General features: G+C 41.2%; 14 protein-coding genes and 1 tRNA gene. 1 reads left to right on the top strand and 14 read right to left on the bottom strand.

The annotated features are described in order from the left end of the window. The 5 genes from ftsE to WC848_03635 form a co-directional block, all read right to left on the bottom strand. Positions 1-684: a cell division ATP-binding protein FtsE gene (ftsE, locus tag WC848_03615; GenBank protein ID MFA5961741.1), complete on the bottom strand. Its 684-nt coding sequence runs from the start codon at positions 682-684 to the stop codon at positions 1-3. Positions 685-721: 37 nt separating this feature from the next. After that, positions 722-1814, bottom strand: a protein-coding gene (prfB, locus tag WC848_03620) for a peptide chain release factor 2 (GenBank protein MFA5961742.1) whose coding sequence is annotated in 2 segments (ribosomal slippage) — positions 722-1747 and positions 1749-1814 — 1092 coding nt in all. Because the reading frame shifts where the segments join, the coding sequence is not laid out codon by codon here. A 4-nt stretch (positions 1815-1818) separates the two neighbouring features. Continuing rightward, the gene (locus WC848_03625; protein ID MFA5961743.1) at positions 1819-2562 is read right to left on the bottom strand and encodes a ZIP family metal transporter; all 744 of its coding nucleotides are present in this window, start codon (positions 2560-2562) and stop codon (positions 1819-1821) included. Between the two features lie 132 nt (positions 2563-2694). Beyond that, positions 2695-3213 (bottom strand): ferritin family protein, encoded by a 519-nt coding sequence (locus WC848_03630; protein ID MFA5961744.1) that lies wholly within the window; start codon positions 3211-3213, stop codon positions 2695-2697. 17 nt (positions 3214-3230) lie between these two features. Further along, the gene (locus WC848_03635) at positions 3231-4901 is read right to left on the bottom strand and encodes a hypothetical protein (protein MFA5961745.1); all 1671 of its coding nucleotides are present in this window, start codon (positions 4899-4901) and stop codon (positions 3231-3233) included. 65 nt (positions 4902-4966) lie between these two features. On the opposite strand from WC848_03635, the gene WC848_03640 reads away from it, so the two are divergent. Beyond that, positions 4967-5042: transfer RNA gene (locus WC848_03640), tRNA-Thr, on the top strand. 10 nt (positions 5043-5052) lie between these two features. Here the strand turns inward: WC848_03640 and WC848_03645 are convergent. From WC848_03645 to WC848_03685, 9 genes are all read right to left on the bottom strand, one after another. Next, the gene (locus WC848_03645) at positions 5053-7179 is read right to left on the bottom strand and encodes a hypothetical protein (GenBank protein ID MFA5961746.1); all 2127 of its coding nucleotides are present in this window, start codon (positions 7177-7179) and stop codon (positions 5053-5055) included. A 95-nt stretch (positions 7180-7274) separates the two neighbouring features. Beyond that, a complete protein-coding gene (locus tag WC848_03650; GenBank protein MFA5961747.1) occupies positions 7275-8543 on the bottom strand; it encodes a cell division FtsA domain-containing protein in 1269 nt (422 codons plus the stop codon). Positions 8544-8620: 77 nt separating this feature from the next. Further along, on the bottom strand, positions 8621-9721 hold the full coding sequence (locus tag WC848_03655; protein MFA5961748.1) for a PAS domain-containing protein: 1101 nt from the start codon (positions 9719-9721) through the stop codon (positions 8621-8623). Then, positions 9604-10737 carry a GAF domain-containing protein gene (locus WC848_03660; protein MFA5961749.1) on the bottom strand — a complete coding sequence of 378 codons (1134 nt, stop codon included), beginning with the start codon at positions 10735-10737 and terminating at the stop codon, positions 9604-9606. The genes WC848_03655 and WC848_03660 overlap by 118 nt, the downstream gene beginning before the upstream one ends. A 70-nt stretch (positions 10738-10807) precedes the next feature. Next, positions 10808-11752, bottom strand: a complete 945-nt coding sequence (locus WC848_03665) for a lysylphosphatidylglycerol synthase transmembrane domain-containing protein (GenBank protein MFA5961750.1) — start codon at positions 11750-11752, stop codon at positions 10808-10810. An 82-nt stretch (positions 11753-11834) separates the two neighbouring features. Next, positions 11835-13013 (bottom strand): glycosyltransferase family 4 protein, encoded by a 1179-nt coding sequence (locus WC848_03670; GenBank protein MFA5961751.1) that lies wholly within the window; start codon positions 13011-13013, stop codon positions 11835-11837. Between the two features lie 9 nt (positions 13014-13022). After that, a complete protein-coding gene (locus WC848_03675; GenBank protein MFA5961752.1) occupies positions 13023-14357 on the bottom strand; it encodes a UDP-glucose/GDP-mannose dehydrogenase family protein in 1335 nt (444 codons plus the stop codon). 22 nt (positions 14358-14379) lie between these two features. After that, positions 14380-15318, bottom strand: coding sequence for a glycosyltransferase family 2 protein (locus WC848_03680; protein MFA5961753.1), 939 nt, complete (start codon positions 15316-15318; stop codon positions 14380-14382). Between the two features lie 22 nt (positions 15319-15340). Continuing rightward, positions 15341-15682, bottom strand: coding sequence for a hypothetical protein (locus WC848_03685; protein ID MFA5961754.1), 342 nt, complete (start codon positions 15680-15682; stop codon positions 15341-15343). Positions 15683-15689 lie beyond the last annotated feature (7 nt).

Genomic DNA, 15689 nt, shown 5'->3' on the forward strand with positions numbered 1-15689 from the left:
CTAACAAATTTTGTATTTTCCTTTGACATCATCACAAAGAATCTTTCCTCTTTCCAAGACAATCACTCTCCTGGCCGCTTTATTCACAATATCCCGGTCATGACTGGCTAAAATCACAGTTGTGCCGAGCTTATTAATCTTCAAAAGTAGTTGCATAATTTCCAAAGAAGACACGGGATCGAGGTTCCCTGTCGGCTCATCAGCGATAATCACAAGCGGCTTGTGTATCAGAGCTCGCGCCATTGCCACCCGCTGTTGTTCACCGCCGGAAAGCTCATGGGGAAATTTATGTTGGCGATCACCCAAGCCGACAATTTCTAAAATTTGCGGAACATCCTCCAAAATTTCTTCCTTGGGGATGCCACAAACCTCCAAGGCATAGGCCACGTTTTCAAAAGCAGTTTTTTTGGGCAATAATTTAAAATCTTGAAAAACCGTTCCAATGCTCCGTCTGTGTGCAGAAATATGCCGCCGGCTGATGCTGTCGAGCGGTTTTTCATTGAAAAAAATTTGCCCGTCCGTCGGAGCCTCTTCGGCATAGATCATCTTCAAAATGGTTGATTTTCCCGCACCGCTCTGACCAACGATGGAAACAAATTCACCGGGGATAATCTCCAGATTTATGTTATCCAGGGCGATATAGTCATCCTTATATATTTTTGAAACCTTATCAAACTTGATCATGTTTATTTTTTATTAACTATCTCCAAAACCTCTTTTATTATACACCACCTTTCAAATATTTCAAATAGCTTTCCATGAACTCTTTCAAATCGCCTGCCAGAACTTCTTCGACTTGCGCCGTTTCCCATTTTGTCCGATGATCTTTGACTAATTTGTAAGGATGGATGACGTAGGAACGGATCTGGCTGCCCCACTCGGCACTGGATTGTTCGCCGCGCAATTTTCTTTTTTCCGCCTCGCGCTCTTCTAGATATTTTTTATGCAATTTGGCTTTCAAAATTCGCATCGCCTGTTCTTTGTTTTGCAATTGACTCCGTTCATTTTGGCAAGATGCCACAGTTCCCGTCGGCAGATGCGTGATGCGCACCGCACTGTCGGTTGTGTTCACGCTTTGCCCGCCCGCCCCACTTGAACGATAAACATCCACCCGCAAATCTTCCAGATTAATTTTCACTTCTTTGATTTCTCCGATAATCGGCAATACTTCCACCACCGAAAAAGAAGTTTGGCGCAGATTGTCAGAATTAAACGGCGAGAGTCGCACCAAACGATGTGTGCCCATCTCGCTTTTGAGGTAACCGTAGGCATACGCGCCCGTCACTTCCAAGGTTGCACTTTTGATTCCCGCTTCCTGCCCGCGCGTCTCATCAACCAGCTTCATCTTGAACTTATTTTTCTCCCCCCATTTGAGGTACATCCGCAAAAGCATCTCCGACCAATCCTGCGCGTCCACTCCGCCTGCACCGGAATAGATGTTGAGAATCGCATCATTATGGTCATATTCACCAGAAAGCAGCGTCTTAAACTCAAGCTCATCTATTTTCTTTTCCATTTCAGTTATTTTTTGCTCCAATTCCTTTTCGTCCTCGGCAGTTTCCGTCATTCCGGAAAATTCCACCAGCTCATCCAACTCTTTTTCCAAAGTTTCAAAATTTTCCACTTCCAGTTTTAATTCTTCTAGCTCTCGCATCACAACTGATGCCTGCTGATTATCACTCCAAAAATCAACGGCGCGCGTCTGATCCTCCAATTCTAAAATTCTTTGCTTTTTTTGCGCTAAGTCAAAGACAGTCCCGAAGGTTCGGGAGTTTAATTTTTAGTTCAGTAATTTTTTTTACTTCGTTTTCCATAATGTTATTCTGCTAACAGTATTGCTAACATTAGCCCGATTCCGACCAAAAAAGCAAGGACTTGCAGAATGCCTTTTTTCGCTTCATTGTGTTTGTGAAGTTCGGGAATCAGATCGGTTCCGGCGATATAAATAAATCCACCTGCGGCAAACGGAACTAAAAAACCTTCTAATCCATCAATCTTCAAATCAAAACTCAGGATCAAGAGCGCGCCTGCCACTGCAGTCAATGCGCTTAGAAAATTCAAAAATAGGGCTTTTTTACGGGTAAAACCGCCATAAATCAATGACGCAAAATCACCAATTTCCTGCGGAATTTCATGAAAAATAACTGCCACGGTTGTCGCGATTCCTACGGGAATACTGACTAAATAGCTCGCGCCGATGACCATTCCATCAACAAAATTATGCAGCGAATCACCCACAAGGATGATGTAGGAAAAAGGGTGTGGATGATCCGCGCAAGGTTCTTCATGGCAATGACGCCAATGAATCACCTTTTCCATGACAAAAAAAACCAAAATACCAAAAAGAATAAAGAGCGAAACTAGAACACTATTTTCAGAACCTTCATAAGCTTCAGGAATAAGATGAATAAACGCGTCACCCATTAAGGTCCCGGCCGAAAGGCTGACGAGATAAATCAGATATTTATATAATTTTTTATGATCGATTGACAGCGTGAAAACGCCGATGAGTGAAATCAGACTGACGATAAAAACTGAAATTAAAGTATAAATCCAAACCATAACAAAATCAAAATTTAAAAATCAAAAATCAAAATGACAATTCAAAATACAAAATTAAATAATTTTATTCATTTTAAATTTTTATCTGTCATTTTTCATTTTGAGATTTGCATTTTTCATTATTCTATTTTTTTAAACAAAATTCTTAATCAATTCTATATGTCCCATCTCCGCCTGCATGATTGCTCCAAAAAATTTCCTAATATTAACCTCCTGAGCTTCTCCGGCAAATTTTTTATATAGCTCAACAGCGTGATCTTCCAACTCAATTGTTTTTTTAAAATTCTCGACGTCTTCGCTGGAACATTCTTCCGGTTTAATTTCCGGCATCGCCATTTTCAAAAGTTTGGTCACGATAATCGCGTGTTCCAATTCCACTTTCGCCAAGCGTTTATACATCTTGATGATCGGATAATCTTTGGCTTGACCGGCCATGCACAGATAGATTGCATTGGCCCGCGTTTCCAGCGCCAATGTTTCCAAAAGATTCTTTTTGGAAAGCTCACTGATTTCCGCTTGCACTTCAGCCACAGGCTCGGCCTCATTGCCCGATTTAATAAAATGCCCCTTCGCCCCACAAAACGGACAATCACTCGGCTTTTCAACACCGATATAAGCATCCCCGCAAATTTCACAGATGTATAATTTCATATGGTTTTTAAAAAAAATTAATTATTCCAACTCCAATTATAGCTAGGAACTTCGTCTGTAGATGGAAAATATTTATCGACCAAATTTTGTGCGATGGAAACAAACCGCCGTTGAGTTTTATCTTTATTTTTTATTCCCTTAGCAACTTCATTTTCGGCAAAGCCCATATTTGATTTTTCGCTTCTTTTTGAAATTTTATTTTTCAGCTTCCAGTCAACTAATGCTTTTGTTGGATCTCCACCCGCATAATACACAATATGTTTTGGCTTAGATTCTGGATGTTGTTGAAAATAATTTTCCCAATATTCAGAAGAAGGTATAGTGTTTTCTGCGAGTCGATAGGGATTCAATTCATTTTCTTGAAAGTGTTTCGTTAAAATTTTTTCATATTCTTTCTTTTCATTTTTTGCACCCCATATATTAACCAATTTTTTGCGCAATTCTTTATCCGCCAAACATTTAGCCGAATCTGTGTTTTTAATTCCATAATCCCTAAACACTTCCTTAATTTTTTCAATTTGTTCCGCTGAATCAAGGCCATCTGCCTCTTCCGCTTTTCTAACTAAATCTTGAACAAAACCTGGTTTTTCACCAAATCTTGCCAATAATATTTCTTTGATTCCTTCTGACAGCTGAATTTCTTTGTTTTGATCTAAATAATACTTTGATCCACTTTCTGCGTCAACCTTTGCATCTTGAGGAATAAACGCGAAACCCGCGTCAAGCGGTAATCCCTTTTCAATATCCGGCCAAATAAATTGGTCATTATTGCTACTGGTTGATGATAAATTTCCAGAAAATTCATACTGAGAAGCAATCATAGCCGAAGGAAAAGCAAAAAAAATCTCATTTCCGCTTTCAGAGCCATAAAAACTATCCGCCACTTCTTCGGTAGCAAGATGAATTGCACTTGAATCGGCAAAAGCATGTGGATCTCCTGTCACTGCCGCGTCAAGATGAACATGTATTCTACCTAATGCAGCATTACGATTCGGACAATCATCAAATTTCAAAAAATTAGCAATAGCCTGCTCCTTAGTGTTTTCTTGAAGAGCAATGCCAACCGCCGATCTAAGTTCTTTTTTTGCCAATACCACATTCAGCGTGTCACTATGTTCTCCAAGACCTTTTTGATGATTACCAAGATTCGCATGATCTCTTACTCCGTGTCTAGTCACATGCGTCAACATCTCACCAGGAAACCGCTGAAGAAGTGTCACATAATCCTCCATTGAAAGTGAAGACAAATGATCTTCTGTAAAATTTTGAGCAATATCTTCCCTGGAATATGGCATTTCCGCCCATTTCTTTTTTTCTTTAGCATAAAAATCAGCAACCATCAGTCTCGTTTCTTCAAGATCCTGCCTACCAGGCATCACTTCTGCGAGCTCATCTTCGATTTGGGATTGTTTGCCAAGTTGCGCATTCAATTCTCCTTTAATTTTTTTGATTGCAAAAAAATCTTTTATTTTTATAAAAAACGACGCACTATTATGATCTTCAACTTGATCGCGTAAGACTTCCAATTGTTTAACGATTTCGCTTTTTTCTTGCTCTTTCTTTTCAACAGCATCCTTATCTTCAAAGTGCTTTTTTCTTTTTTCGCGAATTTCTTGAGCAAGTTGACTTCGTTCTTCCGGAGATTCCTTTTTCGAAAAATCTCTGATAAATCTTGGTTGTTCATTCATATTTTTTTCGTATCAGTTGAATTATTTCCAATTTTATTCTACTATATATTAGTACTGCCAAAAAAGCCATCTTAGCTCAGTTGGTAGAGCGACGGTATCGTAAACCGTAGGTCATCAGTTCGATCCTGATAGATGGCTCCAAATAAACCTTTTATTCCGGCATCGTCGCGTTAAGCACAACATCCACCCGCTTTTCATTGAGCGGTATTTTGTTCACAAAAACCGGTGGCCAATATTCCACTTCGGCTTTTTCAATATTGGAATAAGTTTTCAGATAGTCGGCCAGTTCCTCGCTATTTTTTCCCAAAAGACCTTTTTTTAGATTTGCCAGATCAAGATTCGGTTGCATCACGTTTGAAGCATGCATCTTAATCTCAATAGTTTCCGCCTTAAAATCGGGAACCGCTTTCCCATAATCAATAATCACCGACCCAGCATCGATATTAATCTTTCCATTGCCCGATTTAGAGATTGCAGAATTAGCAATTTTTTTAGCATCACTTTCAAAAAAAACCAACGCACGTACGTGTGCAGAGACCTTAATCTCAAAACTATTAGTCGTCTCCCCTTCTGAATTAGACAAGCGATACACTGGCTCCTCGATCGCGATTGCATCATCCAAAATTATCGTACCAGAATCAGCAGAATCCTTCACTTTTTGCTTGACCGTGCTATTTATTTCCAAAGAAAGCTTATCTTTAGCATCACTGATATCCTTTGCTGTTACGACAGTAACTTCTTCATTTCCATCCCCGCCACCTGACATAGCAACGGAAGATTTAGCATAAATCTTGGCGTACTTATCATTTTCGCTGTTTTTAAACCCGGGGATGGAAAAAGTTGTTGCGCCAATATTATATCCACTCCCCGCCTCGTCGGCTACAACTTCCGCCTCAACTACGCCCGGCTTAACTTCTCCGCTGACGCTGGTTGTTCCGGGAATGGTCACGCCTTGCACCAAGCGAAACACTTTTTGGTCATCCGTCATAAAGCGAGTCGTAGCCACCAATGGCTGAGGTGAAGAACTGAATTCATTATAAATCGTAATTTTTCCTTTGGCTTTTTGATTAGAGGCGTTTTTCTTGCCGGTCGCATTGAACGTTTTTGCCACTTCCTCATCGAACTCCAAAAGCTTTGCCGGAATCTCTGATTTTTCATAATCAATGCCTTCGCTATTCACATTTCCCAAAAGCTCCATATCAACCGATTTGACTTCTTTTTTGGCTGAAATGGTAATGGTCGCCTTAGGAACATACAAATAGGCCACATAAAGCAACCCAGCAGAAAAAGCGATCGCGCCCAAAATTGCCAGCACTCTAAGAAATTTACTGCCTCCACTACCTTTTTGCCCGCCGGCTTTTTCTGAATAATCCGTTTTATTTTTATCGGAAAAACTATTGGCATAAAAAAACTTTTCCAACTGCTGGTCTCGCGGATCGGTCTTTTTTCCCGGCGTGGAATTGTCCGGTTCATCTTGAAGATAATTCGGTCTGGTTTTGCTATAGGGAATTGGAAAATCATCCGTTGCTTCCGGTGGAGGCGTCGAAACAGTCTTTCTCGACATAGGGCGAATTGCACTATTTTGCACACCAAAAGCACCCAGTTCGCCAGCGACCGCCACACGAGTATTTGTCCGCAATGCCACTCTTTTGGGCACAGCAACAGGACGCGTAGCAACCGAAACGTCCATAGAAGAAATTCTTCCTTTATTGGGAAATCCATCTTCTTGACTATCCGATGCTCGATCAAACTCATTTTTTTTATTACTAATTGAATCGCTTGTCAGCACAGGCCTTTCTCCTTTTATTTCTTCCAGCTCCTTCCAGTCATTTTCGCGACTAGTAAAGTTATCTGTCTCATTATTGGATACGAAAAAATCCGCCGAACCGATTTTTTCCAATCTTCTTTTATTATACTCATCGGGATTTTCCAATTCAGCTGTTTCAATTTCTTTTTTCAACTCTCCTTTTTTTGGTTGAAATTTCCGGTTATCCATAGAATCAACAGCCACTTCTTCATAATCATCTTCTACTTTTTGTTGGATAGAAATCCCCGCCTTTTGGATCAAAAGCTTTCCAAGTTTATCTTGAGTGACGATGCTTACCTTCAAACCAAGATTATCCGCCTCCTTACGCAAGAGTTTCAAGTTAACGATGCTTTGGATCAGCAAGGCTCTTTTTGGTACGACAAGTACCGCTTCCGGCGCCTCGGCCTTTCTGAGCTTTTCCACGATCGAAGTTATTTCTTCATCGATGTCGATATAAAATGTCTGATGCATATATGTCTGAACCACTGATTAGCACATGAACGCACTGATTTCACAGATTAAATCATGTGTAATCAGAGTAATCAGTGTTAATCTGTGGTTCTGAATTATTTTTGAATCATTTTCACTGCTCTTCTTAATATCCCTGCCAGCACTTTTTCCTCCCCGACGATTTCCAAAACGAGATTGGCCAACCCCATTGGGGTAATGTCTTGCGGATCGCGAAGCATCCTGGTTTCATCGAAAATATTCACCACATCTTTGGGTTGCAAAAAACTGATCGTTGGCTCTTTGGCAAAAGGCAAAGTCTTGGTCCAGCGAGAAGTCAGAAGCGCTTTTTTGATTCCCGGCAATCCCGAACCACCACCGCAAAGGAATACCCGATTTGGTAACATATCATTATCAGAAAATTCAGAGAGTGACAATTCCACTCCAGACAGCCAAACATTGCAATCATCAACAAACATCTTTTCAATTTTTTCAGAAACATCATCCCCCAACTTTCCTTCCGCATAACGAATTTTGAACGCTTCCGCCTCTTCAAACCCGACGCCCAGTTCCACCGCCAATCTTTTGGTAAAAGCCCGTCCACCCAAAGCAAACATTTTCGTGCCTTCCAGTCCACCATTGCGCACCAGCGCGATATCGGTCGTTCCTCCCCCAATATCAACAAAAATCGCACTGAAATCAACCACATCATCCACGCCCATCGATTTGGCTACGGCATATGGCTCGGCAGCGATAGAAAGCAGATCAAGCTTTAGAGCATCCGCAATCGACTGCAATGCGCCCAAATGTACCATTGGCGCGTATGCATTAAAAACAGAGATGGAAACATCCTTGCCTTGAAAGCCCAAAGGATTGGTGATTTTATAGCCATCAATCCGCACATCGACAATCGCCGCATTGATCAATTTTACTTCAATTTCACTGTGACCGGTTTCCCAAGCCAACTGCTGACGGATACGATCAAAAGCTTTCCACTGGACTTTTTGAATGATATTTTTCAGTTCCGGAAAATCGATTCGCATTTCCGGCTTAATTCGCTCATAGTGCACGGTCGTTGTCGTTCCTTTCACTAGTTCTCCGGCAATCCCCACGATCGCTTTTTCCACTTTTTTGATCCCGGCCATTTTCACCGCCAAATCAATCGCGCGCTGACAATTCTCAATCACGCCGGAAATATCCGAGACAGCGCCACTATGCATATCCTTCAGTCCTTGTCGCGCCCGCCCAACGCCTTTCACGATTCCTGTGCTATTCTCAGAGTCCACTTTGAACACAAGCGCCTTGACCACTTCGGTACCAATATCAAGCGAAAGATAATAATCTGATGAAGATTTTCCAGTACTAAAAATTTTAGAAAAGATTCCCATTGAAAAAAATATTTTTACTTTAACTCCAATGGTTTAATTATAAAACAAAAGCTGATTTATTACAAATACGGAATTTATTATTTAAAGATTTTTGCATCAGTCAAAAGTGCCGAAGCATAAATAGAAAAGACATCAAAAAATTCCAAGTCTTGGTTGGAAAAATCTGGCTTACTCTTGAAACCCAAAAAGATAAATGCTTTTGGTTTGCTTTTCAAGTACAGTGGTAGCAACATGCAATATTTCAACTTTTTATTTGCGCTGAGTTTTCCCAGTGGCAGATCCTTACAATATCCACGCGCGCAAGATCGAGCTTGAGCTAAAACTTTCAAAAGTTCTCGGCTCTGCGCTGAGAGACTTCTGATTTCTGCCGGAGTATAATTTTTTGCATCCGTGGCAGATAGCAACCTGAGCGCGCGCCCATTAACATCTTCGTATTTAAACAATGCCCCAAACCCAGCTGAGGAAAAATTAACCAAAGGACTAAGCATCCGCTCCAGGATTATTTTTTTTCGGTTTTTATAGCGCACAATCAACTGACTAAGTTCAGAAAGAAAGGAGATTCTCCGATTTATCGTACCGGCGTGCTGGTAGGATTCCAGCAGTTGTTCTTCTTTCAATTTCCGATCTGTCACATCATTGCCGACTGACAAAATTCCTTCCAGCTTACCCTGCTTGTCATAGAGCGCGCAATTGCGCCAGACGAGCCAGACCCGCTCGCCGGTTTTTTTAATATTTTCATTTTCATTTTTCGTATAGTGCCCGGGATTTTTGATGATATCTTTCATCATCAGCGCCAAGTCCCGTCCGGATGATTCCGTCTTGGGAATGATAGTGCCTACGGAATTGCGTCCGATAATTTCTTCTTTGCGATAACCAAAAAATTTCTCTGCAAATTCATTAAAAAAGGTGATGTGACCCCGCGTATCCAATCGTAAGATGACACTATTGACATTCTCGACCAATTCCCGATATTTTCTTTCGCTACCAATCAATTTATCCGTCGCATTAAATTTTTCCGCTCCTTCTCCGACTAGCGGAGTCAATGATTCAATCCGCCCTATTAGCTCCTGCGAAAACGCATCTTTCTTGTCATCTGCGAGATGTATTGCTCCAATAATATCCTTTTTACCATAAATCGGAATAAAAGCGACTGAGCAGTAATCCCCCCCCGAAAACATTTGATGCAATATCTATTCTGCTCTTTTCTCTTGCGCCCTGAGATATAGCCCAAACAGTCACCGGTATAAAAAGATTTTCCCTCCGTCTTACTGGAAATAGCTTGGATGCAGACACATCTTTTTCCATCTGCACCAACCACTGGCAAGTTTTGATCAGAACTATGATTAGGATTGGCATAAGAATCATACGGCAAATAACCATTCTGATCAAAAATTTTTATGCAGATATGTCTGCTTCGGGTAAGTTTTTTTACATACTCTAAAACAGCGTCAAAGTAGCTTGATCTAGAATCGGCCCTATTTGATAATCGTAGCAGCTTATTAGTTGTTAAGAGGTATCTTCTCGCCCGATCGTGACTTTGGCGTAATCGCAGACTCGAAACTCCAAAGGCGAGATCATCCGCTAATTCTTTCAAAAGAGCCGTTTCTTTATTGCTAAACGCATCTTGATCCTGGGCATAGATTGTCAGCGCTCCGAAAACATCCCCACTAGCGCCTTTATCCTCGAGTGGCAGTGCAATCGAAGAGGCAAAACCCCTTTTTAGTGCTTCTTTCCTCCAAGGAGCAAGTGCCAAGTCATCCGAAAGATATTGACCGTACTGAATCTTTCGCTCACGAATGGCGCGTCCGGTCGGACCTTGTCCGCGCAATGTTTTTTCCGACCAGCTAATATTGGCTTTCTCCAAATAACCTTCTTCGAAGCCGGTCTGCGCCACAGGAAGAACGTTTTTTTCCAAATCTTGCTCGGCACTACCCACCCAAGCCATCCGGTAACCACCAATTTTCACGATGATCCGACAAATATCCTTGAGCAGTTTTTTTTCTTGTTGAGCATGCACCAGCGCAACATTGCAAGCACTGAGCATTGATATATCTCGATTATGTTTTGCGAGTTCCGCCGTGCGTTCACTTACCCGCTTTTCTAATTCCTCATTAAGTTTTTTCAAATTCCGCTCCGCTTCAATGTGTTTTGTTTTATTATCAGCAACAAACTTATTTTTTTGTTCTCTTTTCATAGCGTTATTCCTACCCCCCGCTAATTTATGCCTTCGAGATAACACAAGATCCGCTCAATGGTAAAAAAAATCATTTCTGTCCAATGTTTTTTCTGGCTTTTAGGTACATCGGAAAAGCAACAAAACTTAAAAGCATCTGGAGAAAACGTCCCAGGATTGCTGCGATGATGATGAGTGAACTGGGCACGCCGAAATAACCGAAAAAAGTGACGTAGGCCCATTCCTTGAGACCGATGTTGTTGACCGTGATCGGAATGGATGAAACGATTGTGATCAGAAAAATGACCGACAGATAATTAAGCACTCCGATCTGCACGCCCAAAGCCTTGAGTAGCACAAAGTTAGCCATGGCCATTCCAATCATCGCGAACAGCCCACCCCAAACGATTGAACGCCCCAGAATGCCATGATCATGCGTGTAGCCTTGCAGTTCGCGAAAGAAATGCCGGATTTTTTCCGGCAGAAAGCGCGCGGATAATTTTTGTAAATATGCTAAATCTCTAATTTTAATAATCAACACATCAACTGCCAAAAAACCGATGATCGCCAGATTGAAAAGCAAAAGAACTCGATTACCCAAAACAAATCGCCAATTCAACAAACTGAAAAACAAAGCTAGAATTGTAGCCGCAACCAGACCAGTCAACCGATCAATTACCACCGTTGACGCCGCCTCGGGATATTTTTTTTCAAGTCGCCCAATCTGATAGGCGCGATAAGTATCCCCGCCGATAAAAGACGGCATAAAATTATTCACAAACGTACCGGTCAGATAAAACTTAAAAAAGTCTCCGAAGGGAGCACGAATTTTTTTGTGATTAGCGAGAATTTTCCATTTGTACGACGAGATCATTATCCCCAAGAGTATCAACGCTAGATAGAGCGCGATCTGCCAGATTTGCACGCGCTGCAAGTTGACCCAGGCTTCTCGCCAGTCAACTTTAAGAATGACCCAGGTCAAAAGCCCCAGACTGACGGCAAGTTTCAAGATAAATTTAGCGAGTTTTTTTGTCATTCTTTATTTCTCAAGTAGTCGGTTCAATTCTCCCGAATTGAACCTTTTATTTCTAATCAGCTAAATTAAACTGGATATTTTCTTATTTCTTATTTTTACTAACTTGCTCATACACCGCAAAATACTGCTCCGCCACACTTTTCCAGCTCATTTTTTCAGCGATTTTACGGCTTTCCATCCCCATGCTTTTTGTCAGTTCTGGATTATTGATCAATTTCTCCAGTTTTTCCGCGATATCATTACCATCCTTAAATTTCACAATATAGCCATTCGCTCCCTCAACAATCAATTCATCCGCTCCACCGGTTGGCGTCATAATGATCGGCATTCCGCTCGCCATCGCTTCAAGCATATTATTACTCATCCCCTCATTGTCAGACGGCAGAACAAACACATCTGATGCCTGATGGTGATGCACATATTCCGTATTAGGATCAACTAGTCCAGTAAAAGAAACTTTATCTTCAATACCGAAATCTTTAACTTGTTGTCTCAACTCTCCCTCAGCGTTGCCTTCTCCGCCGGCAATAGTGAGGCGCAGATTGGGATATTTTTTGTAAATCTTCGCAAAAGCATCAATAGCATAGTTAAAACCTTTTCTTCTAGAAAGCCGAGACGCGCAAAGAATAGTAAAATTCTCATGGGGCACGGGAGATTCTTCAGGCTTAAAAACATCCGTATACACCCCGTTATAAATAACTCCAATTTCTTGGCGCTGATTGCTTTTAAGCGCAAGCTTTTTAATCACCAAGCTATTAGCAATTACCGCAGCGGCCATTTTCCAAATGAACACGATCGGCCACTTGAGGATAAAATAAATCCGCATAAATCGCTCGCTGTAATACGGAACATCTGAACCACGAAGCGATACGACATAGGGCAAGCCAAATTCAAATCTTAAAAGCATCGAAATAAACCCGCACGGCACGGTAAAAAACGAATGAGTCAAATCATAGGGGGTTTTTTCACGTTTCGCTTTTTTAATCAATTTTCTGGCAAAAAAGAAAGCTTTCCACGAATAAACGATTAATTGTTTTTGCGATTGATACATCGCATTTTCTTTATTTTTACCGATTGGCAAACGATGGACATGAATATTTTCGCTCAGGTTGTCTAAATGATATTCACTATCAAAGGAAGAAGTAATTAGATCGACTTCTAAATCAGAATATTTAACATATTCTTTCAATATGTTTTCGGTAGCATGAGCCGCTCCCCCGCCGAGTGGCGGATATTCATAGTTGAAAAATAATACTTTCATAAATTCAAACTATAAAGAAGCACGGCCGATTGAATGATAATCAAAGCCGAGTTCCTTCATCTTTTTTGGATCATAAAGTAACCGTCCATCAAAAACTACCGCCTGTTTCAAGCGCTTTTTAACCTCATCAAAATCAACACTGCGAAACTCTTTCCATTCGGTGATGATAAGCAATCCGTCAGTTCCGTCAAGTGCATCGTACTTACTTTCAAAATAAGTAATATTTTCATTGTCGCCAAAATATTGCGGAGTTTTTGCCATCTTCATCGCTTCGGGATCATGCGCCTGGATCTTCGCTCCGCGAGAAAGTAAATCATTAATAATAGTGATGGCCGCCGATTCGCGCATATCATCCGTTCCCGCCTTGAAAGCCAGTCCCCAGACGGAAAATGTCTTGCCTTTCAAATCTTCGCCATTTTTTTTCACCACCATATCACTCAAGACATGTTTTTGTTTTTCATTAGTAGCTAGTGTTTGCTTGAACATCTCAGCTTCATAACCGCAATCTTTGGCAATTTTTACAATCGCTCTAACATCTTTGGGAAAACAGCTACCGCCGAAACCGACGGAAGCATAAATAAAAGCCTCGCCTATTCTAGGATCAGCGCCAATGGCTTTTCTAATATGATCAAAATCCGCTCCGACGCACGCGCAAATATTGGCCAAGTCATTGCTCAGTGAAACCTTAGCCGCCAAAAAACTATTCGCAGCGTATTTGACAGTTTCCGCCGTTTTCGGATCCATGGCATAGAAACGGCTTTCTCGACGCATGAATGGCGCATAGAGTTCTCGCATTGTTTCAATTACAGCCGGATCATCTGCACCGATCACCACCCGACTTGGTTCCATAAAATCTTCCACGGCGGTTCCTTGCGCCAAAAATTCTGGATTGCTTACCACGAAAAAAGGAATGTTGGATCCGCGCTTTTCCTGCTCTTCCGCAATCGTTTTTTTGACCAACTCGGCCGTACCGACTGGTACAGTCGATTTATCCACCACAATCAAAGGATGGTCGATAATCTGTCCCACTGAACGCGCCACATCCAACACATGACTAAGGTCTGCACTGCCATCTTCGTTGGGCGGAGTGCCGACAGCGATAAACAAGATATTGCTCGCTTTCAAGGCTTCTTCGAAATTAGTCGTATAGCGCAAAGTTTTCGCTTTGAGATTTTTTTCCACCAATTCGTCTAGGCCATCTTCGTGGAGTGGCACTTTGCCCGCACTAAACTGATCAATCTTCTTTTGATCTTTGTCAACACAAATAACTGTATTGCCCATCTCGGCAAAACACGCACCGGTAACTGAACCGACATAGCCTGTTCCAATAATTGCTACTTTCATATATTTTTTCTGAGATTAATTATTAACTTTCAATAATTTCTTTGATCGAATAGTTCATATGTCCTTGACTTTTGTAATAATTCTTGATAAGAATGTCAGCAAGAAGTCCAAAGATAAATAGCTGGATACCGATGAGCACCAAAAATATGCCCATGAGTGGCCAAATTTTGTCGGAGAGCGAAGTGTGAAAAAATATTTTCATTACCGCCATCCAGATCAAAATCAAAAATCCCGCAAATGACAAAACCATACCGCTCCCACCAAAAAGATGGAGTGGTCGGTTAGCATATTTACGCCAAAACCAGATCGAAACCATATCCACAAAACCCTTGATTCCTCTTTTCCAGTTATAGAAAGTTACGCCGTGAATTCTGGGATGATGAGATACTTTCACCTCTCCGACTCGATAGCCCTGCATTTCCAAAATAGCTGGAATAAACCTATGCATCTCGCCAAAAAGATCAATGTCTTTGAAACACTCTCTTTTGTAGGCTTTGAGACTGCAACCTGAATCATGAATCTTGTCCTGAATAAGCACTTTACGCAAAAGGTTAGCTCCCCTGGAAAAAAACTTTTTAGAAAAACTATCCTTGCGTTTATGGCGCCAGCCAGCCACAATATCATAACCTTTTTCCATTTCTTCCAAAAGCAAGTGAATATCCGCCGGGTCATTTTGCAAATCTCCATCTGTAGTAATTATGATCTCTCCCTTGGAATTTTTTATTCCAGCATCAAATCCGGCCGTCTGACCAAACCATTTTCGAAAATTAATCAATTTGAGTGGAGAGAGTCCTTTGCAATTTTCAAGCGTCTTGTCCGTTGATCCATCGTTGATAAAAATAATTTCATAACTTTTCCCCATTTTTTGACAGGCCTCGACAATCCGCCGGTGCATTTCTTTTACATTATCCTCCTCATTGTTTAGCGGTACGATGATTGACAGTTCAATTTTTTCATCCATAAATCGATGAGTTAATAGTTAATTAATTCTTATTGATTATAACACCATCCTTCTCTTCGTGCAATTCAAAAAAGGCCATCGTAGCCGTGAAAATCATCAAGTAATATGCCCAGATTGCGCTGGTTTCCGCCCAATCCTCCTTTTTCGCTACAAGCAAAGCGGCGGTTGCAACGAGCAAAATGATCGCCCCACCGGCCGGAAAGCGACTAGAAATCGGGTGTAGAAGAAATAGTACAAATAAAATGAAAAAAATCGCGTTGGCAATTTCCCATTGGAAATAAAATGCCATCCCGACGGTGAACAAAACCAGTACCGCTTCCAGAAAGATTTTGAGAGAAATTTTGGGAAAAATATTTTTTGACATAGTGATG

It is taken from the genome of Parcubacteria group bacterium (genome assembly GCA_041659505.1).
Classification (GTDB): domain Bacteria; phylum Patescibacteriota; class Minisyncoccia; order Moranbacterales; family UBA2206; genus UBA9630.